This window comes from Gordonia sp. IITR100, assembly GCF_002009645.1.
GTDB classification, from domain to species: domain Bacteria; phylum Actinomycetota; class Actinomycetes; order Mycobacteriales; family Mycobacteriaceae; genus Gordonia; species Gordonia hongkongensis.
Window position 1 is genome coordinate 1 of sequence record NZ_MVKV01000001.1, and the last position, 21,363, is coordinate 21,363.

The 21,363-nt window shown below is 68.2% G+C and carries 19 protein-coding genes and 1 pseudogene; 12 read left to right on the top strand and 8 right to left on the bottom strand.

From position 1 onward, the window contains the following. A pseudogene (locus tag B1818_RS00005) lies at positions 1–669 on the top strand (HNH endonuclease); the annotation flags it as partial. Positions 670–712: 43 nt separating this feature from the next. Here B1818_RS00005 and B1818_RS00010 read toward each other — a convergent pair. Then, entirely contained in the window at positions 713–1,792 is a 1,080-nt protein-coding gene (locus tag B1818_RS00010; RefSeq protein WP_078111632.1) for a diacylglycerol kinase, read from the bottom strand. Positions 1,793–1,872: 80 nt separating this feature from the next. Here B1818_RS00010 and B1818_RS00015 point away from each other — a divergent pair, with 80 nt between their 5' ends. Next, positions 1,873–2,796, top strand: a complete 924-nt coding sequence (locus B1818_RS00015; protein WP_078111633.1) for a glycerophosphodiester phosphodiesterase family protein — start codon at positions 1,873–1,875, stop codon at positions 2,794–2,796. On the opposite strand, the gene B1818_RS00020 is transcribed toward B1818_RS00015, so the two are convergent. From B1818_RS00020 to purL, 3 genes are all read right to left on the bottom strand, one after another. Beyond that, positions 2,782–3,138, bottom strand: a complete 357-nt coding sequence (locus tag B1818_RS00020) for a DUF2752 domain-containing protein (protein ID WP_058252677.1) — start codon at positions 3,136–3,138, stop codon at positions 2,782–2,784. The genes B1818_RS00015 and B1818_RS00020 overlap by 15 nt on opposite strands. A gap of 88 nt (positions 3,139–3,226) precedes the next feature. Further along, positions 3,227–3,598 carry a CD225/dispanin family protein gene (locus B1818_RS00025; RefSeq protein WP_058252586.1) on the bottom strand — a complete coding sequence of 124 codons (372 nt, stop codon included), beginning with the start codon at positions 3,596–3,598 and terminating at the stop codon, positions 3,227–3,229. A gap of 146 nt (positions 3,599–3,744) precedes the next feature. Continuing rightward, positions 3,745–6,039 carry a phosphoribosylformylglycinamidine synthase subunit PurL gene (gene purL, locus B1818_RS00030; protein WP_176455858.1) on the bottom strand — a complete coding sequence of 765 codons (2,295 nt, stop codon included), beginning with the start codon at positions 6,037–6,039 and terminating at the stop codon, positions 3,745–3,747. A gap of 199 nt (positions 6,040–6,238) precedes the next feature. Between purL and eccA the strand changes: the two genes are divergently transcribed. The 3 genes from eccA (at position 6,239) to B1818_RS00045 (ending at position 9,067) form a co-directional block, all read left to right on the top strand. After that, positions 6,239–8,020, top strand: coding sequence for a type VII secretion AAA-ATPase EccA (gene eccA / locus B1818_RS00035; RefSeq protein ID WP_078111635.1), 1,782 nt, complete (start codon positions 6,239–6,241; stop codon positions 8,018–8,020). 64 nt (positions 8,021–8,084) lie between these two features. Next, positions 8,085–8,513, top strand: coding sequence for a hypothetical protein (locus B1818_RS00040; protein WP_078111636.1), 429 nt, complete (start codon positions 8,085–8,087; stop codon positions 8,511–8,513). 14 nt (positions 8,514–8,527) lie between these two features. Beyond that, positions 8,528–9,067, top strand: a complete 540-nt coding sequence (locus B1818_RS00045; RefSeq protein ID WP_078111637.1) for a hypothetical protein — start codon at positions 8,528–8,530, stop codon at positions 9,065–9,067. A 12-nt stretch (positions 9,068–9,079) separates the two neighbouring features. On the opposite strand, the gene B1818_RS00050 is transcribed toward B1818_RS00045, so the two are convergent. From B1818_RS00050 to cysD, 3 genes are all read right to left on the bottom strand, one after another. Beyond that, the gene (locus B1818_RS00050; protein WP_068972224.1) at positions 9,080–9,859 is read right to left on the bottom strand and encodes a 3'(2'),5'-bisphosphate nucleotidase CysQ; all 780 of its coding nucleotides are present in this window, start codon (positions 9,857–9,859) and stop codon (positions 9,080–9,082) included. A 70-nt stretch (positions 9,860–9,929) separates the two neighbouring features. Then, positions 9,930–11,792, bottom strand: coding sequence for an adenylyl-sulfate kinase (gene cysC / locus B1818_RS00055; protein WP_078111638.1), 1,863 nt, complete (start codon positions 11,790–11,792; stop codon positions 9,930–9,932). Beyond that, positions 11,792–12,754 (bottom strand): sulfate adenylyltransferase subunit CysD, encoded by a 963-nt coding sequence (gene cysD / locus B1818_RS00060; RefSeq protein WP_171011707.1) that lies wholly within the window; start codon positions 12,752–12,754, stop codon positions 11,792–11,794. Before cysD ends, cysC begins: the two co-directional genes overlap by 1 nt. 62 nt (positions 12,755–12,816) lie before the next feature. On the opposite strand from cysD, the gene B1818_RS00065 reads away from it, so the two are divergent. The 7 genes from B1818_RS00065 to B1818_RS00095 all read left to right on the top strand — a co-directional run bounded on the left by B1818_RS00065 (position 12,817) and on the right by B1818_RS00095 (position 20,691). Then, positions 12,817–13,746: an IclR family transcriptional regulator gene (locus B1818_RS00065; protein WP_058252578.1), complete on the top strand. Its 930-nt coding sequence runs from the start codon at positions 12,817–12,819 to the stop codon at positions 13,744–13,746. A gap of 121 nt (positions 13,747–13,867) precedes the next feature. Beyond that, positions 13,868–14,341 (top strand): hypothetical protein, encoded by a 474-nt coding sequence (locus tag B1818_RS00070; RefSeq protein ID WP_058252577.1) that lies wholly within the window; start codon positions 13,868–13,870, stop codon positions 14,339–14,341. A gap of 226 nt (positions 14,342–14,567) precedes the next feature. After that, complete coding sequence (locus tag B1818_RS00075) at positions 14,568–15,653, top strand: IS110 family transposase (protein ID WP_091344265.1); 1,086 nt, start codon at positions 14,568–14,570, stop codon at positions 15,651–15,653. Between the two features lie 872 nt (positions 15,654–16,525). Then, complete coding sequence (locus B1818_RS00080) at positions 16,526–17,446, top strand: enoyl-CoA hydratase (RefSeq protein ID WP_058251160.1); 921 nt, start codon at positions 16,526–16,528, stop codon at positions 17,444–17,446. A gap of 1 nt (position 17,447) precedes the next feature. After that, positions 17,448–18,614, top strand: coding sequence for an acyl-CoA dehydrogenase family protein (locus tag B1818_RS00085; RefSeq protein WP_058251161.1), 1,167 nt, complete (start codon positions 17,448–17,450; stop codon positions 18,612–18,614). 5 nt (positions 18,615–18,619) lie between these two features. Continuing rightward, entirely contained in the window at positions 18,620–19,588 is a 969-nt protein-coding gene (locus tag B1818_RS00090; protein ID WP_078111956.1) for an acyl-CoA dehydrogenase family protein, read from the top strand. Continuing rightward, positions 19,585–20,691, top strand: a complete 1,107-nt coding sequence (locus tag B1818_RS00095) for an acyl-CoA dehydrogenase family protein (RefSeq protein ID WP_068969862.1) — start codon at positions 19,585–19,587, stop codon at positions 20,689–20,691. Before B1818_RS00090 ends, B1818_RS00095 begins: the two co-directional genes overlap by 4 nt. A 7-nt stretch (positions 20,692–20,698) precedes the next feature. Here B1818_RS00095 and B1818_RS00100 read toward each other — a convergent pair whose 3' ends face one another. Then, positions 20,699–21,328: a TMEM175 family protein gene (locus B1818_RS00100; RefSeq protein WP_068969863.1), complete on the bottom strand. Its 630-nt coding sequence runs from the start codon at positions 21,326–21,328 to the stop codon at positions 20,699–20,701. Positions 21,329–21,363: the final 35 nt, after the last annotated feature.

Sequence of the window (21,363 nt, forward strand, 5' to 3'; positions counted from 1 at the left end):
GAAGCCGGACTCGCCACCACCGCCACCGGCACCCTGCTTCCCATCCGGGACCTGATCGCGATGGCCGGTGACGTCCAACCTTGGTTGGCGATCTTCAAAGACGCCACCACCGTCCCCCTGCACTTCGGACGGGGCAAACGCCTCGCCACCCGCGAACAACGACTCGTCTCCTTCGCCCGCCCTGACGGGGAGGTGTGCTCGGCTCCCGGTTGCGATCAGCCCGCCACCCAGGTCGACATGCATCACGCCCAGAAGGACTGGGCCAAAGGCGGTCTCACCGACATCGACGACCTCGCACCGGCCTGTCCCCGACACAACCGGATGGTCGGCGACCAGCCCGGCCAATACACAACACGGGTAGTCCGCGACGGACCCGACGAAGGCCGCTGCGCCTGGCGACTCAACGCCGAACCCGGCGCCCCACCCAACCCCGAACACCTCAACCGCCGACCCGACATACCCAAGCGGTTGCAGGCCCACCTCGAACAAGTGCGGCGAGAGATCCACGGACGCAACACGTCCGGCGATGAGCCACGCCCACATGACGCGCGCCGATCATGGTTGAAAACCAGCCACGTCATCGACGTCCGACCACCCCGCCCAGGACCACGCACACCCAGGCCGTCCCTCGTCGAAGCACACCTCATGGAGTTACTCGCCAGTCGATGACTCGCGCCTGTCGGATCACATCGCCCGCCGTCGTCGAGCGCGGCTACTTCTGCGCGAACAGCCCACGGCCCGTCACTAGCGGCAGGTCGAGGGCCGTGACCAGGCCGGGCTTCGCATCGACAACCGCCGCAACGGAATTGACTAGACGCATCGCGGTGACGATCATGCCGGAGACGTTGTGGTCGCCGTTCTCGCCGTGATGCCCGAACTCGACGGTCATCTCGGGTTCGCCGGAGATGCTGATGCGATAGCAACCGTCGCCCTCGTGCGGGGTAGGCCAGTCCGGGCATTGGTCGGGATGGGTGCGCGTGTAGTGCTCCAGCACAACGCGATCCACGCCGTCGACCTGGCCGACGACCTCGAAGCGCACCGCGGCCATCGTGCCCTCGGGGATCTCGACGGAGACCGTGGAGTAGTCACGATCGGCCGCCACCCGATCGACGCGTTCGACAAGCGGCTCGTCGAGCACGAGGTCGAGGCCCGCGGCGATCTGTCGCACGACACTCCCCCACCCCATCGACAGGATGCCCGGCGCGAACAGCAGCGGCGTCGTGTCCAGCGGCTGCCCGAAACCGAACAGATCCCGCATCACCACCGGCTGGTAGTAGGTCGAGTAATCGGCGATCTCCTGACAACGCACCTGGTCGATCCTCTGGGACAGGCTCGTCATGGCAAGCGGCAGCGCGTCGTTCGCGAAGCCCGGATCGATTCCGTTGACGTGCAGACTCGCCCCGCCCGTCTCGCCCGCGGTCGCGATCCTCTCCAGGAGTGAATCCGGCAGGATGCCCTGCGGGAACTGCAGGACCACCGGACCGCTCGACACCACGTTGATGCCGTTCTCCACGAAGTGGATGAGGTCCTCGATCGACTCCATGACGCGATCGTCGGTCATGGCGGTGTGCACGATGCAGTCCGGCCGCAGGGCGATCAACGCATCGCGATCGTCGGTCGCGGCGACACCCAGCTCACGGTCGAGCCCGGCGAGTTCGCCGGCGTCCTTGCCGACCTTGGCGGGGTCGGACACCCACACGCCCACGAGTTCGAGGTCGGGCCGGGCGTCGATCCCGGCGATGGCATGTCGTCCGACGGTTCCGGTCGACCACTCGACCACGCGCAATGTCATGCGATCCAAACTAGAACACGTTCCAACTTCGCCGTGCGGATTCGGCGAGATGCATCGCTAAGGTCGGGAGGGTGACTGCCATGTCGCCCCCGGACCCCACCGCCCCGATCCACATCGACCACGACGGCCATCGGACGATGCTCAAGTGGCACCGGGGCCGACGGCGCGCCGACGACACGGCGTTCACCTCGACCCGGATCGTCGAGGGCATGCGGCTCGGCGCGAGTATCGAGATCGATCTGGTGATCCACGCCGAGCGCGGTTTCGCCGTCCTGCACGACCGCACGGTCGACCACGCCACCACCGGCACCGGCGCGGTGTCGGCGCTCCCGGCGTCGTATCTGCGGGAACTGTCCCTGCGGGACAACCGCGGCCGACCCGTCGACGAGCACGTCCTCCTGCTCGAGGACCTGACCGAACTCTTCGACGGCGTCGACATCGCGCCCACCGCATCCCTCCAGCTCGACTTCAAGGAGGACGACGCCGCGCTCGATCCCGAGGCGGTGGCGGTGTTCGCCCGCAGTGTCGCACCGCACGCTCGCCACTACATCCTGTCGTGCGGCGACGCCGCGGCGGTCGACACGTTGACCTCGGCCGCACCGGGCATCCGGATCGGTTACGACCCTTGCCACCACGGTGCCGCCGACGCAGCGATCCGCTCCGGGGACTTCGACGGCTTCGTCGAGCGCGCGGTGGCGGCATCGCCGGAAGCAGAGATGGTGTACCTGGAGAACCGGCTGATACTGGCGGCCGACCACGGCGGCCACGACCTGATCGGCGCGTTCCACGAGCGCGGTCGGCTCGTCGACGGGTACACGGTGACGCGGGTCGGACCGCGCGTCATCCCGGACATCAGGCGACTGCTGGAGTTACGGGTCGACCAGATCACGACCGATGATCCCGAGGCCCTGGCGACGCTCGACCTCGATGCCCCCGCACGTGATTCCGGTTCGCGGCTGGTGCGCTGGATCCGCGGCAGCAGCCGACGCTCAGACGTGCAGTGACCGGAACGGTTCGACAGGGATGTTGCGGACGACGAACCAGGCCAGCACGACCACCAACACGACGACCCCGGAGTAGCGGAGGTGCTGCCAGCTGCGAACCCGGCGGCCGGTCCACAGTCGCAGGCAGTACGCGCCGAAAGCGAAGAGCAGCAACCCCATCGCGAGCACGCCGAGGGCGTTGTAGTGCAGCGCCGCCGGGACATCGCCGTGCAGCAGCGAGTAGATCGCCCGCAACGACCCGCAGCCCGGGCACGTCACCCCGAAGATCAGCTTGGTCGGACAGACCGGCAGGGCACCGCCCGGTGTCGTCGGATCGGCGAACCACACGGCCGCGCAGACCATCCCGGTCCCGGCGACGACCGTCGCCGGACCGAGGTACCGATGCTTCGAAAGGGCCGACACCCGTCCGAGGACGGCCCTCTCGAAACGCTCAGTACGTGGACGTGGACGCGGAGGCGCCGAGGAGGATGACGAAGAGGACGACATAGACGATGATGATCAGGACCCAGATGATGACCGACGAGATCGCACTCCACATCGCCCACTTCTTCGCCTCGTCGGCCGCCTTCTGCGCACCGGCGTAGTCGCCGGCGGCCCACAGCTTGCTGACCGAGGTCGACTTCACGATCGACACGATCCCGAGCGGCAGACAGCAGAGCACCGTGGACAGGATCGCCCACACGAGGTTGTTGTCGGGTTCCGGGCCGGCCGGATTCCCGCCCGGGAACCCGCCGTACGGCTGCTGTCCGTAGCCACCCGCGCCGTAGTTCGGCGGCTGGTTCGGATCATTGGGGTAGCTCATCTGCGCCCTTTCGACTCGGTCAGAGAACTCCAGGAGCGTAACCGTTCGTCACCGGGCGCGACATGCCTGGAAACGATATTGATTCCATTGACATACAACGGAATCCTCGCAGGCCGGACCGTTGCGCGATGCAACTAGGCCGTGCTCTAGACCGTGTCGCCGAACAACCTCGGGAGGGTGCCCTCGTGCGCCTCACGGAGTTCGGCGAGGGGCACCGAGAAGTAGTCCTGGACCTCGACGGCGTCGCTGCCCTGGTCGACCACACCGATGCGTGTCCACGGCATCGAACGCGCGTCGAGCATGGCGGTGAACCGCGATTCCTCGGTGCGCGGGACCGCCACGAGCACGCGCCCGGCCGACTCGGAGAACAGCCAGACGAACGGGTCGGCGTCCTCGGGCAGCAGGACGCGGCACCCGGTCTCGCCGGCCAGGGCCGCCTCGACGACGGTCTGAATGAGGCCGCCCTCGCTGAGATCGTGTGCCGCGGAGATCAATCCATCGCGGGACGATGCGGACAGGATCTCGGCGAGCAGGCGTTCGCGTTCGAGGTCGACCTGCGGCGGGACGCCACCGAGGTGGTCGTGACTGACCTGGGCCCAGATCGAGCCGTCGAATTCGTCGCGGGTCTCACCGAGCAGGATGAGTGTCTCGCCGGGTTCGGTGCCGATGCCGGTCGGGATGCGGCGGTGCACATCGTCGATGACGCCGAGGACGCCCACGACCGGGGTCGGCAGGATGGCCGTCGCACCCGTCTGGTTGTAGAAGCTCACGTTGCCGCCGGTGACCGGGATGCCGAGCTGGGCGCAGCCGTCGGCGAGCCCCCGGACCGCCTGCTGGAACTGCCACATCACCGCCGGGTCCTCCGGGGAACCGAAGTTGAGGCAGTTGGTCACGGCCTTCGGCGTCGCCCCGGACACCGCGACGTTGCGGTAGGCCTCGGCAAGCGCGAGCTGCGCGCCGCGGTAGGGATCGAGGAAGGTGTAGCGGCCCGACGCGTCGGTCGCCAGTGCGATGCCGCGCCCGGACTCCTCGTCGATGCGGATCATCCCCGAGTCGGCGTGCTCGGCCAGGACGGTGTTGCCGCGCACGTAGCGGTCGTACTGGTCGGTGATGAACTTGCGGCTGCACAGCGCGGGCGAGGCCAGCATGGCCAGCAGCGTCTCGCGCAGCTGGTCGGATGTGCTCGGGCGCTGCAGCGGTTCGGTCGTCGACGCGATGACGGTGTCCTGCCAGTCGGGCCGGGCGACGGGACGCTCGTAGACCGGACCGTCGTGGGCGACGGTGCGCGGCGGCACGTCGACGACGGTCTCGCCGTGCCAGGTGATGACCAGCTGATCGCCGTCGGTGACCTCGCCGATGACGGTCGCGAGCACATCCCACTTGCGGCAGACCTCGAGGAATTTCTCGACGTTGTCCGGGGTCACGACGGCACACATGCGTTCCTGCGACTCGCTGGAGAGCACCTCCGCCGGGGTCATGCCCTCGGCGCGCATCGGCACCTTCTCCAGGTCGATGTGCATGCCGCCGTCGCCGGCTGCGGCGAGTTCGCTCGTGGCACAGGACAGTCCGGCACCGCCGAGATCCTGGATGCCCACGACGAGTCCGGCGTGGTAGAGCTCGAGGCAGCACTCGATGAGCACCTTCTCGGTGAACGGGTCGCCGACCTGGACGCTGGGCAGCTTCTTGCGATTCGGACCCGAGCCCTCGGAATCGTCGAAGGTCTCCGATGCCAGGACCGAGACACCGCCGATGCCGTCGAGACCGGTGCGCGCACCGAACAGGATGATCTTGTTACCCGCGCCCGAGGCGAAGGCCAGGTGCAGGTCCTCGGTGCGCAGCACGCCCGCGCACAGCGCGTTGACGAGCGGGTTGCCGGCGTAGCTGGCGTCGAAGACGGTCTCACCGCCGACATTGGGCAGGCCGAGGGAGTTGCCGTAGCCACCCACGCCGCGCACCACACCGTCGACGACGCGCCGGGTGTCCGGGGCGTCGGCCGGGCCGAAGCGCAGCTGATCCATGACCGCGATCGGGCGTGCGCCCATGGCCATGATGTCGCGCACGATGCCACCGACTCCGGTGGCGGCGCCCTGGTACGGCTCGACATAGCTCGGGTGGTTGTGCGATTCGACCTTGAAGGTCACCGCCCATCCGTCGCCGATGTCGACGACGCCGGCGTTCTCGCCGATGCCGGCCAGCATGCTCGCGCGCATCTCGTCGGTGGTGGTCTCACCGAAGTAGCGCAGGTGCACCTTCGACGACTTGTAGCTGCAGTGCTCGGACCACATGACCGAGTACATGGCGAGCTCCGCGTCGGTGGGCCGGCGACCCAGGATCTCGCGGATGCGCGCGTACTCGTCGTCCTTGAGACCGAGTTCGCGGAAGGGTTGCGGATGGTCCGGGGTCTGGGCAGCGGCTGAGACGGTATCCACCTGGGCACTCACCCGGACAAGTCTAGGCGTGCGCGGGCGGTTGCGGCCGCCGGGGCGCCTCGGGTGCGCACCCTGGGAGATCTGCGACGGATGTCACGCCGGTCTAGCGATACTCTGTCTCCGGCGACCGCCCCCGGGGCGTGTCGTCGTGGTACCCGGGGAGAACGGTTCGGGGTCGGTGTGCGCCGATGGGACGACACAGGGGGAAACGATGGCCGATGTCCGCAAGGCGAGGGCACTCTTCGAACTCGGCGTCCTGTCCCTGAACATCCCGGTCGAAGGTCAGGAACCGGTCGACAATCCCGCTCAGGCCGCCAAGGCCTTCACTCGAGCGACCGAATGGGACCCGGCCCTGGGCGACGCCTGGATCGGCCGGCTGGCCTGCGGCGACAGCAGCAACGAGGTCCTCCTGGGCCTCTATCGTGCCCGCGGGTCGATCGGCGCGGAGCAGCGCCGACTCGGGCTCCCGCCCGGCACGATCGCGGGGCGCTGGTACACCGGGATGCTGATCGACTTCCCGGCGTCGAATGCCGTCGAGGCGACCGCGGCCTACGCGGCCAGTCTGGTCCGCGGCGCGGACTTCGCCGGTGCGGAAGAGGTCCTCGACGAGGTACCCCCGGCGCACCGCGTGCCGATCGTGGATTTCGTCCGCGCGTTCCTGCACTTCGCCACCCAGCGCTGGCCCGACGTCCTGACCTCGCTGACCAGGTCCGACCGGTGGAACGACCCGTACATGCAGGCCGTCGCCGACTTCATGGCCGGGACGTCGTGCGTGCATCTCGGCATGTACGGCGAGGGCATGCGGCGCCTGCAGAACGCGGTCGACGGCCCGATCCCGTCCTGTTCGACGCAGGCGATCTTCGTCTACGGCCTCGCGCTGCGCGAGCAGGGCCACGAGGAGAAGGCGAAGTCGATGTTCGAGCAGGCCTACGCCCGTGACCCGTCGCTGACCGGCGCGGCCGACGCCATCCGGTCGCCCTCCTACCGGATGCCCCCCACGACGCCCGAGCAGATCGCCGAGCGCACCGACCGGTGGGACCCGAAGTCGGTGCCCGATCGCGCCGAGTCCCTGGTGTCGACCTCCGGGGACCCCGCCGAACAGAATTCGCTGGTGACCGAGGCGCAACGGGAACTGGCCGAACAGATCGGGCTCGAGTCGGTCAAGCAGCAGGTGGCCAAACTGCAGTCCACCGCGACCCTGGCGAAGGTCCGCGCCGACCGCGGGCTGTCGACGTCGGCCCGCAGCCTGCACCTGGCTTTCACCGGACCGCCCGGCACCGGCAAGACGACCGTGGCCCGCATCGTCGCCAAGATCTACTGCGGCCTCGGCTTCATCAAGTCCGACAAGGTCGTCGAGGCCACCCGCCGCGACATGGTCGGTGAACACCTCGGCAGCACCGCCATCAAGACCGCGGCGCTCATCGACTCCGCGATGGACGGCGTCCTGTTCATCGACGAGGCGTACACGCTCATCCAGCAGGGGCTGTCCGGCGGCGACGCGTTCGGTCGCGAAGCCGTCGACACCCTGCTGGCCCGGATGGAGGACGACCGTGACCGGCTGGTCGTGATCATCGCCGGCTACGACGCCGAGATCGATCGGTTCCTCGCCTCCAACGACGGACTGGCGTCGCGCTTCGCACGCCGGGTGCGCTTCGACTCCTACACTCCCGACGAACTCGCCCGCATCGCCGATTTCATCGCGCGCAAACGTGATTCGTCGTTGACCCGGGAGGCGATGGTCGAGATCGAGCAGGCGTGCGCTCCCCTGTATCACGACGTCCGCGAGCATCAGGGCACCGCGCGGCGCGCCACCGATCTCGCCGGCAACGGCCGTTTCATCCGCAACATCATCGAGGCGGCCGAGGAGGAGCGCGAGTTCCGGCTCAGCACCGCAGGCGACTTCGACTCACTCAGCCAGGACGACCTGATGCGCATCGAGACCACGGATGTCCGGGCCGCCATCTCAGGCGTGCTCTCCGGCCTCATGCGCTGACCGCGCCCCATCCCATCCCGCACCACCGGGTCACCACCCGGACCGCTTCCCGAGGAGTTCCGTGATGTCTGTTCCCGCCCGCCGATCCCGCCCCGCCGAGCTGGCCGCGGGCCTGTCGATGGCCGCGATGATGATGCTGGCGATCGGTGCGTGTTCGTCCGACGATGCCGCGCCCGCGCCTTCATCCGACAGCGCGGTCCCGACCACGAGCGCCACCGAGACGAGCAGCCCCGCCACATCCGCGGACAGCAGCCGGGCCAGTGCGTCACCGTCGCGCGGCTCCGAGTCCGGTTCCGACACCGGGTCCGGCTCCGCGTCGACCATGACGTGCACGGAGTTCCGCGAACTCGACGACGCCCGGCGGGCGGCGGTCCTGACCGATCTGGACGTGACCGACAATGTCCAGCAGGTGGCCACCGTGGCGGCGACGGTCTGCCTGACGCGGCCCGACGACACCATCGCCGCTGTCGTCGCCGAACTCCTCCCGCGCTGATAGTTTCACCAGCTATGAGCAACAGTCCGTGGTCCCTGCTGCACGGGCCGCTGTTCAGTCGGGACAACCCACTCGAACGCAAGCACGCCGCGCCGCGCATCAGTGCCTACATCTACGGCAACATCCTGATCCTGGCCGTGCTCATCCCGTTGCACGTCGAGGACGACTTCGTCGGTATCGCGATCCTCGCGGGCACCGCCGCGTCGACCTTCATCGCGCACGTCTTCGCCGAGGGCGTCGCCCGGCGCGTGTCCGACGGCAAGGTCGAGCCGACGCGATCAGAGGTCCTCGGTCATCTCCGCGACTCGGTGCCGATCCTGACCTCGGCGCTCCTGCCCTGCGCGATCCTGTTGCTCGGCCTGATCGGCTGGATCGAGCCCCGTACCGCCCAGTTGATCGCAGAGATCGTGATCCTTCTGCGCATCGGCGGCACGGTCTTCGTCATCGACCGGCTCAACAACGAACGGCCCAGCCGGGCAACGCTGTTCAGCTCCGGAGCGGTCACGCTGGTGGCGACCGTGATCGTCGCGATCAAGGTCGTGGTCACGCACTGAGGCGCTCGGACGTCAGCCGCCGGCACCCTCGGTGGTGACCGTGAGGATCGCCTCGGTGAATTCCGGCCGGCAGATGACGAGGTCGGGCAGGTAGGTGTCCTCGTTGTTGTAGACGAGGGGCGAACCGTCGATCCGCCCGCACCACAGGCCCTTCGCCTTCGCGACGGCGACGGGTGCGGCCGAATCCCACTCGTATTGGCCGCCGGCGTGGACATAGGCGTCGGCCTCGCCGCGCACCACCGCCATCGCCTTGGCACCGGCGGAACCCATCGGCAGCACCTCGCCGGCCATCGCCGCGGCCACCTCGTCGGCGAAGGCCGGTGGGCGCGAACTGCTCACGACGACGCGCGGGACTCCGGTCCGGGGCCGGGACGCCAGGCCTTCCACGGGCTCGACGGCGGAACCGTCGTCGAGGTAGGTCACCCCGAGGGCCGGCAAGGCGACCGCACCGGCGATCAGCCCGTCGTCGGCCGACCACAGCGCGACGTGCACGGCCCAGTCGCTGCGCCCGCCGCCGGGTTCGTAGGTGCCGTACTCACGCGTGCCGTCGACCGGATCAATGATCCACACGCGCGACGCCGACAGTCGCGACTTGTCGTCGGCCGATTCCTCCGACAGCACGGCATCGTCCGGACGCTCCTGTGCGAGACGCCCAAGGATGAACTCGTCGGACCGCCGGTCGCCCTCCTGACCGAGCTCTTTGCCCGTCAATCCGCTGGAGCGGCGGATATCGAGCAGGAGTTCACCTGCGGCGGTGGCCAGTTCACCGGCCAGGGCACGATCGTCGGTCACGGGGTTCCTCTCGGTCGGGATACCGGTGGCAGGACGCGGCGCTTCGCGCCGGACGGCTACGAGGCTGCGCTCACAGACCCAGGTTACGCAGGACCAGGTCGGCGACCTCGGACGGCGGGCCGTCGTCGGGGGTGATGTGCAGATCCGGGTCGGACGGACGCTCGTAGGGCGAGTCGATGCCGGTGAACTGACTGATCTCCCCCCGCCGCGCACGGTCGTACAGCCCCTTCGGATCGCGTCGTTCGCATTCGGCGAGCGGGGTGTCGACGAAGATCTCGTAGAACGGCAGCCCGCGCTCGGCGTGGATCTCCCGGGCCCGCTGCCGTTCCTCGGCGAACGGGCTGATGAGCGAGACGATCGCCACCGATCCCGAGTCGGCGAACAGCGCGGCCACCTCGCTGGTCCGGCGGATGTTCTCCCGGCGGTCGTCGTCGGAGAAGCCCAGATCCGAGTTCAGGCCGTGCCGCAGGTTGTCCCCGTCCATCAGGTACGCCGGACGCCCCTCGGCGACGAAGCGCCGCTCGAGTTCGACCGCCAGCGACGACTTCCCGGAGCCGGACAGACCGGTCAGCCAGATCGTCGCGCCGCGGTGCGCACGGTGCTCGCGCCCGACCTTCGTCGCCTGCCACACGACATGACTGTCGTGACTCACCGGCGCCGTGATCATCCCCGCGCCGACGGTCCGGTTGGTGGCCTCGTCGATCAGGATGAAGCTGCCCGTGTCGCGGTTGCGCCGGTACGAGTCGAAGGTCACCGGCTCCTGGGTGTGCAGGGTGACGCGTCCGATCTCGTTGAGCGACAATCCCTCCGCGTCCTCGTCGCGGTGCAGCGAGTTGACGTCGAGGCGATAGTTGAGGCCGTTGACCTGCGCGCGGGTCAACCGGGTTCCGCAGAGCAGCTGATACCGGTTGCCCGGTCGCAGTTCGGCGTCGTCGGCGAACCAGCACACCATCGCGTCCAGGTCGCGTCCCACGTACGGCCGGTTGTTGGGGCGGGCCAGCATGTCGCCGCGCACGATGTCGATCTCGTCGGCGAGTTCGACGGACACGGCCATCGACGCGAAGGCCTCGTCGATCGGCTGGCCACCGGGCGCCCAGATCTCGGTGATGGTGGTGCTGAAACCGCTGGGGAGGACGACGATCTCGTCGCCCTTGGCGAGCACACCGCCGGCAACGGTGCCCGCGTAGGCGCGGTGGTCGGCGCCGTCGCTGCGCTGCGGCCGGATCACGTACTGGACGGGCAGACGGGTGTCGATCAGGTTGCGGTCGGAGGCGATGTAGACGTGCTCGAGGTGATTCAGCAGCGGACGCCCCTCGTACCACGGCATCGCCGCGGACTGTTCGACGACGTTGTCGCCCCGCAGCGCCGACACCGGGATGAAGGTCAGGTCGACGACGTTGAGCTTGGTCGCGAAATCGACGAAGTCCGCGCAGATCTCGTCGAATCGCTCCTGCGACCAGTCGACGAGGTCCATCTTGTTCACGCAGACCGTCAGATGCGGGATGCCGAGCAACGACGACAGGAAGGCGTGCCGCCGCGTCTGCTCCAGCACGCCCTTGCGGGCGTCGACGAGGATCATCGCGAGATCGGCGGTGGAGGCGCCGGTCACCATGTTGCGCGTGTACTGCACGTGCCCCGGGGTGTCGGCGATGATGAATTTCCTTCTGGGCGTGGCGAAGTACCGGTAGGCGACGTCGATCGTGATGCCCTGCTCGCGTTCGGCGCGCAAGCCGTCCGTGAGCAACGCGAGGTTCGCGTACTCGTCCCCGCGCTCGGCGCTGGTGCGCTCGATCGACTCGAGCTGATCGGTGAAGATCGCCTTCGAGTCGTAGAGGAGCCGACCGATGAGTGTCGACTTGCCGTCGTCCACCGAGCCCGCGGTCGCCAGACGCAGCAACTCGGTCGCGCCGCCGGCGGCGATGAGGTCGCCCATCAGAAGTAGCCTTCCTTCTTGCGGTCTTCCATCCCCGACTCGGAGATCCGGTCGTCGGCGCGCGTGGCGCCCCGCTCGGTCAGCCTCGTCACCTCGATCTCTTCGATCACCTTCATCACGTCGTCGGCGCCCGACAGCACGCAACCGGTGCACGTGGCGTCACCGACGGTGCGGAACCGGACCGTCTCGGTCCGCACCTCCTCACCCGGGAGCTCCTGCAGGAAGCGGGTTTTCGCGAGCAGCATGCCGTCGCGCGGGATGACCTCGCGCTGGTGCGCGTAGTAGATCTCGGGTAGATCGATGTCCTCCGCCGCGATGTACTGCCAGATGTCGAGTTCGGTCCAGTTCGACAACGGGAAGACCCGGATGTGCTCGCCCTTGGCGTGCCGTCCGTTGTACAGCCGCCACAGTTCGGGCCGCTGCTCGCGGGGGTTCCATGCGCCGAACTCGTCTCGGAAGCTGAACACGCGCTCCTTCGCGCGCGCCTTCTCCTCGTCGCGCCGGGCGCCGCCGAAGACCGCGTCGAATCGGTTCTCGGTGATGCCGCGCAACAGCGCGGCTGTCTGCAGCCGGTTGCGGCTGGCCCCCGGCCCGGTCTGTTCGACGACCCGTCCCGCATCGATGTCGTCCTGCACGGAACTGACGAGCAGGCGAACCCCGGTCTCGGCGACCACGCGATCGCGGTACTCGATCACTTCGTCGAAGTTGTGCCCGGTGTCGACGTGCATGAGCGGGAACGGGATCGGCGCCGGCCAGAAGGCCTTGCGGGCCAGATGGAACATCACCACCGAGTCCTTACCGCCGGAGAACAGCAGCACCGGACGCTCGAAGGTCGCGGCGACCTCGCGGAAGATGTGCACCGATTCGGCCTCGAGCGCCGCGAGATGCGAGAGCTCATAACCGTGATGACGACGACGCCGGTCCTCGGTGTCGTCGGGACGACGTCCGTCGTCGGCGTCGATGGTGATGGCCACCGGAGCAACCCCCTTGACATGTCGAATATTCGACACTATGTGTTGACAATGTGACACAAACCGTAGGTGACTTCTCCGACGCACGTCAACCGGCACGTGCGGCGTCGCCACCGACCGCCCGGGTCGTCCGCATCGTCGAACTCCTCGCCGACGCCGAACAACCGGCGCTGACGCTGGCCGAGATCGTGCGTCAGACCTCGATGTCGCGCGCCACCGCGCACGCCGTAGTCTCCGAACTCGTCGACTGCGGATGGCTGATCCGGGACCCGTCGGCCGGCACCTTCGGCGTCGGACCGGCCTTCGTCGGCCTCGTCCGGAACGCCGACGGCGCGGACCACCTCGTACGGTGGGCGGCGTCGGCGGCGCGCGACCTGTGCGAACGGTTCGACGTCCCCTGTTTCGTCGCCCGACGGACCTCGGCCGACGCGGTGACCCTGGCGTCGCACGCCTTTCCGCCCCACCTGGCACCGGAAACCGCGCAGCATCCCTGGTTGCGCAACGGCAGCCGCATCCGGCTCCGCCCGCCGATCTGTCGGGAGTTCATCGCCTTCGACCCGGACGACGCCCGGTCGAACTGGATCGGCCAGGCCGCCGAGTCCACCCGCACCCGGCTGGGCATGGTGCTCGACGTCGTCGCCGAACGCGGCTACTCGATCGAGCGCATGACCGACGACCACGTGGCGATGATCGAGGCCCTGAGCTCCCTCGACACCATGTCGGACACCCTGCGCGCGCGGGTCGGCGACCTGCTCACCGAGCTGTCGGTCATCGATTACCTGCCCGAGGAGATCGACGCCTGCGCGGCCGACGGCACGGGGGTACCCGTGGTCACCATCGGCGCCCCCGTCTTCGACTCCGCCCGTCGGGTGGTCGCGGCGATCGTCGCCTGCCCGAACACCACCCTCGACGTCGACGAAGTGCGCCGACTCGGCGAGGCCACGCGTGCTGCCGCCGACGGCATCTCGAGTCATCTCAGCTGAGGGGCGGGTCGACCGAACGAATGAACACTGCGCCCGGAAATACCCACGAAACGGACTTCCTGCGGAAAACTGACCGGTGATCACGACACGTCACCGTCGCCACCAGCAAGGGAGTCGAGATATGCCCAGCACCAAGACGATCACCCGGTTGGCCGCCGCCGCCATCGCTCTGACCTCGGCTGCCGGACTCGGCGTCGCGGCCACCGGCGACGCGAACGCGGTGTCCCGCGAGTATCCGCTGTCGACCTGCGTGGGCCTGAGCCCGAACGTCGTCGACGTCCCGTTCCTGGCTCGACGCACGATCGTGAGCACGTATGCCGGCAACGCCTACATCGCTGCCGACTTCACCAGCTACTTTCCCGGCGGCTACCAGTCCTCGGCCCGCCTGGACTGGCACAACCTGGCCACCGGCAAGCGCGGCTCGAAGGTCAGCAACGTCCGCGTGAACCCGCCGTACCAGGGCGTCCACTACTTCGTGATCCCCGTCAACCAGATCGGCAAGGGCCGGGTGAACGTGACCTTCAGCGCGGTCAACCGGAACGCGCTCTGGAGCGTGCCGTCCACGAGCTGCAGCGGGAGCATCGTCATCCCCTGAGCCGGACCGCCACCGATGACTTCCGGCGGCACCCTGCTCAATCCGGATCCACACCCACTGGTCCCTGATCCGAAAGAAGCGACCCCATTGCTCCCTGAGGTGTGAGGAGCGATAGACGGTATGAGGGCCTTGGGGCCGAAGGCCTCAAGCTGCAAACACATCGTGGGTTGCTGCTGCTGAGTTCACACTCTGCGGTAGCACCACATTGCAGATCAGGAGGCCTCCGGTGATTGTTCAGGGTACAAGTGTCGGATTGGATGTTCACGCACGCTCGGTGGTCGCTCATGCCATCGATGAAGACACCGGGCAGGTGATTCGGCAGACCTTGGTCCCCGATGCGGCGACCATCGTCAGCTGGCTACAAGGCCTGGCCCCGCCGGTGCGGGTGGCCTATGAGGCCGGTCCGACCGGCTTCGGATTGGCGCGGGCGATCACGGCGGCCGGGATGGGGTGTGTGGTTGCCGCGCCCTCGAAGCTGCAGCGGCCAGCCGGGGACCGCGTCAAGACCGATGCCCGAGACGCTGCACACCTGGCGAAGTTGCTGCGCCTGGGCGAAGTGGTGGCGGTCAGTGTTCCTGAGGTGGGCACCGAAGCCGCACGGGATCTGGTCCGCGCCCGCGAGGACGCCCGCAGCGACCTGATGCGCGCTCGGCATCGATTGTCCAAACTGCTGCTGCGACAGGGGATCGTCTACTCCGGCGGGAAACCCTGGACCGGTGTTCATCAGCGGTGGCTGCAGCGTCAACGTTTCGAGCTGCCGCTGCTGCAAGCCGCCTTCGACAACGACCTGGACGCGGTGTTGAGCGTGACCGCCCGCCGTGACCGCCTCGATGAGCTGATCGAACAGACCGCGGCCACCGATCCGTGGCAGGCGGTGGTCACCCGGCTGTCGTGTTTGCGGGGTGTGTCGACGCTGACCGCGTTCGCTCTGGCGGTCGAGATCGGCGACTGGTCACGGTTTAGCGGCGCCACGATCGGCTCCTACGCAGGATTGGTGCCCTCGGAATACTCGACCGGCGGGACCCGCAGTCAGGGATCGATCACCAAGGCCGGTAACGCCCACGTGCGGCGGCTACTGGTCGAGGCGGCCTGGCAACACCGACGCCCCTACGCCACACCCGGACAGACCATGCGCCGCCGGTGGGAGGCGGCCTCACCGGCTGCCCGCGCCCGTGGCCATGCCGGCAATCGTCGGCTACACAAGCGCTGGCAACAATTCGACCGCCGCAGCAAACATCCCTGCGTGGCCAACACCGCGATCGCTCGTGAGCTCGCCGGCTGGTGCTGGTCGCTGGCGGTGCTCGACGACTAACCAGCACTGACACACAATCTTGGCCACCCGTCGCGGGACTCCCGCTGTGGTGAACAGGGAACGAATCCACGGCGTCGCTATGTGCGCCAGCACTTTTGGGTGCACGGTACGCACGTTTACATAGACCCGTCGGCCAGCGTTTTCATCTCCTGTCGAACACCGTTGAGCGGTAACCAACCCGCGTATATCAGTCCGACAACACCGTCGCGAGTAACGACCACCACACACCGCGGCGGGTGGCCAACCCCACAACAGCCCCTGAGAAGGAGGCAATTTCGCCATGGGACTTGACAGAGCAGCACTACATATCAGCGACGAGCCACGAAGGGCCTGGTGAGACAGGTTGCGGAGCCCTTCGTGGCTCGCTTCGCTCGCACCTCAGGGAGCAGAGATGTGGACGCTTAAGAGTGTTCTTTCGTAGTCCACGCAAGACCTGCAACGCTGCCGGCCCGACACGACGGCGCCACTTCGACGGAACTTGCGCTGCCCCGACATGTGACCGGCATGGCGGCCGTCGTGGACTACGCAGCGAACGCTCGAGAGCGTTCTGTTCATGCTCCCTGAGGTGCGAGTGAAGCGAGCCACGAAGGGCCATGTTCGATGCTCGCCCGCCCTTCGTGGCTCGTCGCTTGCGCTCCTCACACCTCAGGGAGCAGGGATTATGGTGTTCTTTAGGGCTAAACAGCAGAGGAAACATCGAATGGTGATCGTCGCCAACATGTTTCGCGAGTTCGCCGAGATGATGCCGACGACAGCCGCCACCTAAACGGCCGGATCCGGGAGCTCACCTATCGCTCCACACCGCACTTCTGACCCCGGCGATCACCGACACCGACTACCAACCAAGCACTTGCTAGGTTAGTCTCGGGGGCATGAGTGACGCCGTCATCCCACCTCCGCTCGGACCCGACGATCTGGGCCCGGACACCTCACCGGTCGCCTACGAGACCGGCGGCCCCGACGGCGCGGTGGCCTATGTGACGCTGAACCGCCCGGAGTACCGCAACGCGCAGAACTCGGTGATGACCTATTCGCTCGACGCCGCTTTCCGCAAGGCCGTCGACGACGCTTCGGTGAAGGTGATCGTGCTGCGGGCGAACGGCAAGCACTTCTCGGCCGGACACGACATCGGCACCCCCGAACGCGACTTCGACACCTACTACGAGAACGCGGCCGTCCTGCACTGGGACCACACCGACAAGACCGGTGCCGACCAGCGTCTCGCCCGCGAGATGGAGGTGTACATGGGGATGTGCCGCCGCTGGCGTGACATCCCCAAACCCCTCATCGCCCAGGTCCATGGCGCGTGCATCGCCGGCGGTCTCATGCTCGCCTGGATCTGCGACTTCATCGTCGCCTCCGATGACGCGTTCTTCTCGGACCCGGTCGCCCGCATGGGCATCCCCGGCGTCGAGTACTTCGCCCACGCCTTCGTGCTCGGCCCGCGCCGGGCGAAGGAGATCCTCTTCACCGGTGAACGTTTCACCGCGACGCAGGCGGCCGACTGGGGCATGGTCAACCACGTCGTTCCCCGGGACGCCCTCGAGACCAAGGTGAACGAGATCGCCGAGAAGGCCGTCGCCATGCCGATGCAGGGGCTCTTCCTGAGCAAGAAGGCCGTCAACATCTGCGAAGACCAGATGGGACTGCGCAACTCGATGGATTCGGTGTTCGGCTGGCACCACTTCGCGCACGCGGCCAACTCCGAGGCGGGTGGCGACTCCCTCGGCGGGATGGACGCGAAGTCGATGAAGGCGTCGGCGTCGACCGGCACCGCGGGATCGGTGAGCTGACATGGACCTGCTGTTCGACGACGCCGCCGACGACTTCCGCGCCGAGGTCCGCACCTGGCTGGCCGATCATGTTCCGCGCGAACCGCTTCCGTCGATGGACACCGCCGAGGGATTCGAGGCGCACCGCGAGTGGGAGCGGACGATGGCCGCCGACCGGATGTCGGTCGTCAGCTGGCCGGAGGAATACGGCGGCCGCGATGCCCCGCTGCTGCACTGGGTCATCTTCGAGGAGGAGTACTACCGTTCGGGTGCTCCCGGACGCGTGAGCCAGAACGGCATCTTCCTGCTCGCACCCACCCTGTTCGAGCACGCGAGTCCTGCTCAGCTGGAACGCATCCTGCCGCGGATGGCCAACGCCGACGACATCTGGGGTCAGGCGTGGAGCGAACCCGAGGCCGGCAGCGACCTCGCCTCGCTGCGGTCGACCGCCGTTCGCACCGACGGCGGCTGGCTGCTCAACGGTCAGAAGACCTGGAGTTCGCGGTCGAGTTTCGCCGACCGCGCCTTCGGCCTCTTCCGCACCGACAAACAGGCGCAGCGCCACAAGGGTCTCACCTACTTCATGTTCGACCTGCGCAGCGAGGGCGTGACCGTCCGACCGATCGCACAGCTCGACGGCGAGGCCGGGTTCGCAGAGCTGTTCTTGGAGAACGTCTTCGTCCCCGACGATCCGTCGAATCCGGGCGAGTCGGGTGTCATCGGCGAGGTGGACAACGGGTGGCGGGTCGCGATGAGCACCGCCGCCAACGAACGCGGGCTGTCCCTGCGCGCACCCGGCCGGTTCCTGGCCACCACCGACCGCCTCGTCGAACTGTGGCGGTCGAACCGGGACGACGTCCCGTCGACGGCGAACACCGATGCGCGCGTGGCAGATGCGTGGATCGGGTCGCGAGCCTACGAGCTGTCCACGTATCAGACGGTTAGTCGTCTTGCGGCCGGTGGTTCGCTCGGCATGGAGTCGTCGATCAACAAGGTGTTCTGGTCGCAGTGGGACATCGCCGCTCACGAGACCGCCCTCGACCTGCAGGGCCCGGCCGCCGAGCTCGACGACCGGTGGACCGATGGCTACCTCTTCTCGTTGTCCGGGCCGATCTACGCGGGTACCAACGAGATCCAGCGCAATGTCATCGCCGAGCGCCTGCTCGGCCTTCCCCGTGGAGATCGGTGATCATCATGGACTTCCGACTCTCCGACATCCACACCGACCTCGCCTCGACGGTGGACGCCATGCTGGGCAAGGCCGACATGCCGACCGCCACGCGCGCCTGGGCGGCCGGTGACCGCGCGGCTGTCGCCAAGGTCTACTCACAGCTGGCCGACGCGGGCATCAGCGGACTCCTGATCGACGAGTCACACGGCGGCAGCAGCGCCGGGGCCGTCGAGATGGTCGTCGCCGTCGAGCAACTCGGACGCCACTGTGCCCCGGGCCCGATCGTCGAGAGCGTCGCCGTGCTGCCGATCCTGCTGCACGACGCCGACGTGTCGGGCCCGCTCAGCGACCTCGCCGAGGGGCGGCTGGCGACCTGCGCGATCGGACCGCTCCAGCCGTTGGCCGCCGACACCGCCTCCGCCGATGTCTACCTCGTCGAGGACGGAGTGCTCTCGCGGGCCACCGTGCAGAGCACCGAGCCCTCGGTCGACAGCACCCGGACGTTGTCGCGGGTCACCGCCGGCGACGTCCTGGCCACCGGGGTCGATGCGTCCGACGCCGCGGACGCGGGCGCACTGGCCACGGCTGCTCAGCTGCTCGGCCTGGGTCAGGCGATGCTGTCCATCGCCTCGGAATACGCGCAGTCGCGCAAGCAGTTCGGCCGACCGATCGGGTCGTTCCAGGCCGTCAAACATCATCTCGCCGACGTGGCGATCGCCATCGAGATGGCCCGCCCCCTCGTTCACGCGGCCGCCCTCGGCGTCGACGGCCAGGTGCCGGAGGGCACCGACGTCTCGCGCGACATCTCGGCGGCGAAGGTCGCGGCCGCCGAGGCCGCCGACCTGTCGGCCCGCCGCTCGCTGCAGGTGATGGGGGCGATCGGGTACACCGCCGAGCACGACATCTCGCTGTACATCACCAAGACCCGGGCGCTGCTCAACGCCTGGGGCTCCCCCGCCGTGCACCGCCAACGGATCCTGGAGACGCTGTGACCGTCAGTACCGGCATCGAAAGCCCGGCCATCGGCGCGGAGGAACGGGAGGCACTCGTCGAGGCGGTGCGGGATCTCCTGCGTCGCCGGGGCGATTCGACCACGGTCCGCGCGGCCATGTGCGCTCCCGGGCGCATCGACTCGACCCTGTGGCAGACGCTGTGCACCGAGATCGGGGTCGCCGCGCTTGCTGTCCCCGAGCGATTCGGCGGTGCCGGGGCGTCATGGATGGAGTCGGCCGCGGTGCTCGAAGAACTGGGCGCCGCACTGAGTCCCGTCCCCGCGCTCGGCTCCGCACTCGCCACCGGCACGATCCTGCTCGCGGGTGACGACGACGCGTCGTCGCGACTTCTGCCCGCCCTGGCCGCCGGCGAGCGGACCGCGGCGGTGTGCTGGGCCGGTGAACGCGGCTGGCAGACCCCCGGTGTGCGTGCCGACGCCGGACTCCTCACCGGGACAGCCCACTTCGTCGTCGACGGCGAGTCGGCCGACGTGCTCCTCGTGCTCGCGGCCGGCCCCGGGACACACCTGACCCTGCACGAGGTGGCCGCCGATGCGGACGGCGTCTCGGTGTCGCCGATGCCCGTCCTCGACCCGACCCGGGCGCTGTCCTCGGTGCGCTTCGACGAGGTGGCGTCCGCGGCGATCCCCGCGCCGGACGATCTCGCGTCCCGGCTCCGTGCGCTCGCCTGGGCCCTGCTGTCCGCCGAGCAGGTCGGGGGCGCGCAGCGAGCGCTCGACCTCACGGTCGATTACACCAAGTCCCGCAAGCAGTTCGGGCGCACCATCGGCTCGTTCCAGGCCCTCAAGCATCGGATGGCCGACATGTACGTGCTGGTCGAGACGGCGCGGTCGATCTCCCGCGCCGCCGTGGCCGCCCTCGCCGCCGACGACCCGGATGCCGCCGATCTGGCGCTGGCCGCCCACGTGTACTGCTCCGATGCCTATCGTCGTGTCGCGGGCGAGGCCATCCAGCTGCACGGCGGCATCGGCATCACCTGGGAGCACGACATCCAGCTCTATTTCAAACGCGCACAGGCCACGTCGCAGATGTTCGGTGCCCCGCACACCGCGGTGACCGAAGCGGCCCGCGCACTGCGCTGACCCGACCTCAGTGCCGCCGCGGCCGCCACCGGGCGAGCAGCCGCTCGACCGGATCGGTCAGCAGCAGTAGGAACAGCGGCAGATTTCCGCTGCGCGGGAACACGATCGCGACGCCCAGTGCGACCGCGAGGATGATGAACGTGGCGACTCCGCTCGACGAGGCAACCCATCGGTCGGTGGCGTCGTCGTCGGCGAGCAGTTCCCGGTGCCGACGGCCCCATTCGGCGATCCCGATGAGCGAGCCGACCGAGACGGCCAGCACACCGATGTAGAGGATGTTGGCCTGTTCGATGTGGGCGCCGTCGATGAGGGCCGTCGCGAAGGGCAGCGCCACGATCGTGAGCAACCAGATGAAGTGGAGGTTGATCAGCGTGCGGTCGTAGGCGCGGAAGTACTCCATCGTCTGATGGTGCTGGCGCCACAAAATCCAGATGACGCCGAAACTGATGATGAAGCTGACCAGTTCGATCGAGTTGTCGGACACCACGTCCGCGACCGACGAATCCTCGCGCAGGTCGTTCGCGATGTCGACGAGCGGGAGCACCAGCAGGGTCAGCGCGATCGCGACCACCGCGTCGGCGAATGCGATGAGCCGGCTCAGTCCCTCTGCCGACTGTCGGTTCTCCGGTTCTGCCATGCGAAGCACTGTAGAACGACCGACGGGCGGCCTGT